The 2,300-nt window shown below is 64.3% G+C and carries 2 protein-coding genes and 1 pseudogene; 1 reads left to right on the forward strand and 2 read right to left on the reverse strand.

Annotated elements, in window-relative coordinates:
* Window positions 1–205: 205 nt before the first annotated feature.
* Both G3N99_RS38655 and G3N99_RS38660 read right to left on the reverse strand, forming a co-directional pair.
* Window positions 206–472: pseudogene (locus tag G3N99_RS38655) on the reverse strand (ABC transporter permease); the annotation flags it as partial.
* 40 nt (window positions 473–512) lie between these two features.
* Entirely contained in the window at window positions 513–1,706 is a 1,194-nt protein-coding gene (locus tag G3N99_RS38660; protein ID WP_011356128.1) for an ABC transporter substrate-binding protein, read from the reverse strand.
* Window positions 1,707–2,004: 298 nt separating this feature from the next.
* On the opposite strand from G3N99_RS38660, the gene G3N99_RS38665 reads away from it, so the two are divergent.
* A partial coding sequence (locus tag G3N99_RS38665) for a LysR family transcriptional regulator (RefSeq protein ID WP_241012071.1) occupies window positions 2,005–2,300 on the forward strand: 296 nt, incomplete at its 3' end.

A 2,300-nucleotide genomic window follows, 5' to 3' on the forward strand; every position in this document is an offset into this window, starting at 1 on the left:
GAAAAAAAAAAAAATTACACTCTTCTCTTCCACTTCTCCACCTCGTCCGTTTTATTTTACTTCTCCGTCCTCTTACATTGTTCATCCCTCCTCTTATTTACCGTCTTCCTCTTGCTACACACAGTTCTTCTCTCATATTCATATTCTTTCTTATTATCTCTCACTTCACACGCACTCTTTCCTCACCCTACGCTATTCCGATCTCGTGACGCAGCGGCCGCAGCCCGATCCGCTCGATCGCGACGCCGAGCGCGCCGCAGCCGACGACGACTGCCGCGAGCGCGATCGGCAGCGGCAGCCCGAAGCGCGTCAGGCACAGCCAGCCGATGAACGCGCCGACCATGTAGACCGAGCCGTGCGCGAAGTTGATCAGGTGCGACACGCCGAAGATCAGCGCGAGCCCGACCGCGAGCAGCGCGTAGATGTTGCCGACGATGAGGCCGTTGAGCGTGTAGTCGAGCCAGGAAGCCATCACGATGCGTCCGTTGCGTGCATGCTGTTCAGGTTCCGGTTCAACGCGCGGCGAGCTGCGGTTTCGCGCCGTCCCACAGCGCCCACTGCCCCTGCTTCACGACGAGATACACGGTACGTGCGCCCGCGACGCGGCGCGTCTGCGGATCGAAGCGCACCTTGCCGAAGATCACGCTCGGCACGTCGCTGATTTTCGCGAAGCCGTCGTGCGCGGCCTGGCGCGTCGTGCCGTAGCGGCGCAGCACTTCGGCCGACAGGATCAGCGCGTCGTATGCGCGCGCAACGAACGAGTCGGGATCGGCATGGAATTTCGCGCGATAACGCTGCACGAACGCCTGCACCTCGGGTCGCGGCTCGGCCGGGAAGAAGTTCGATTCGGTATAGACGCCGTCGACGGCCGCGCCGCCCAGCTCGAGGAATTTCGGCGAATACACGGAGCCGACTGCCGCGATCGGCAGCGTGACGCCCGACGTGCGCGCCTGCCGCACGATCTGCGCGCCGTCCGCGTAATACGAGATCAGCACGATCGAATCGGGCTTCGATGCACCGATCCGCACGAGCGTCGAGCGGAAATCCTTCTCCGTCGGCTGATAGCCTTCGGCCGCGACGACCTGCGCGCCGAGCCCGGCCACCGCCTTCGCAAAGATGTCCTTGCTGGTGCGGCCCCAGTCGGTATTGAGGTACAGCACCGCGATCCGCTTGAAGCCGAGCTCCTTCACCGCGTAGCGCGCAAGCAGCGGCTGCTCCTCGGCCTGGCTCAGCGCGGTGCTCCACAGATAGTCGCCGCCCTTCGTGAAGTCCGGATGCGAGTTCGTGAAGCCGAACTGGATCAGCTGCCCGCGCTGGTAGATCGGCGACGCGGCCATCGACGTCGCGCTGGAGAAGTCGCCCAGCTCGATCGCGATGCGCGGATCAGCGACGAACTTCTGCGCGATCGCCACCGCCTGGCGCGGGTCGCTGCGGCTGTCCTGGAAGTCGACCGCGAGCGGACGACCGTGAATGCCGCCGCTGCCGTTGATCTCGTCGAGCGCGAGATCGAAGCCGCGTTTCCATTGTTCGCCGTACTGCGCATCCTGCCCCGTGAGCGGCCCGCTCACGCCGATCACCACCGGCTCGCCCGACACGCCCGCCGCGAGCGCGCCGCCCGTCGACAAGCCCCATGCGGCAGCGAGCGCCGCCACCGTGCCCAGCACGCGCCGCCATGCGCCGCGTGCGTCGTTCCCCGAAACGTTCATGCGTCCCCCAGCTTCAGTCAGTCGAAAAGAGTGAGGGCATGTAACCATCCGGTTCAGGACGATCCAACGAAGTTTTGCGCATATCGATATCGCGCGCGGCGCGAAGAGGCGGGGGCTCGCGAACGCTCGCCTGAACGCCCTGCATCGCGCGCTGTGTCGGCATGGATCGCATCACGTTGATTCGATTGGCGTTTCGTTCACGTCACCCGTCGCAACCGACGCACACGCTCGCACCACCGACCATCGCAACGATCGGGCCCTTCGCAGTTTTCGCGCTGTCGATAGCAAAAATCATTATATGAATTACGCATGCTCGCACTTCTACAATGCGCAAATCGCATCATCGGAAGGTGTCATGGAGCTGCATCAACTCGAAGCCTTTTCCGCGGTCATGTCGGCCGGCAGCGTGACCGGCGCGGGCGAACTGCTCGGCCGCTCGCAGCCGGCCGTCACGCGGCAGATCCAGGAGCTCGAAGCCGATCTCGGCTACGCGCTGTTCGACCGGCACGGCCCGCGCGTCACGCCGACGCGGCGCGCGTTCCTGCTGTACGAGGAAGTCGAACGCTCGCTGGTCGGCCTGCGCGCGATCGAGGC

The sequence above is a fragment of the Burkholderia sp. Ac-20392 genome (assembly GCF_017104585.1).
Lineage (GTDB): Bacteria > Pseudomonadota > Gammaproteobacteria > Burkholderiales > Burkholderiaceae > Burkholderia > Burkholderia lata.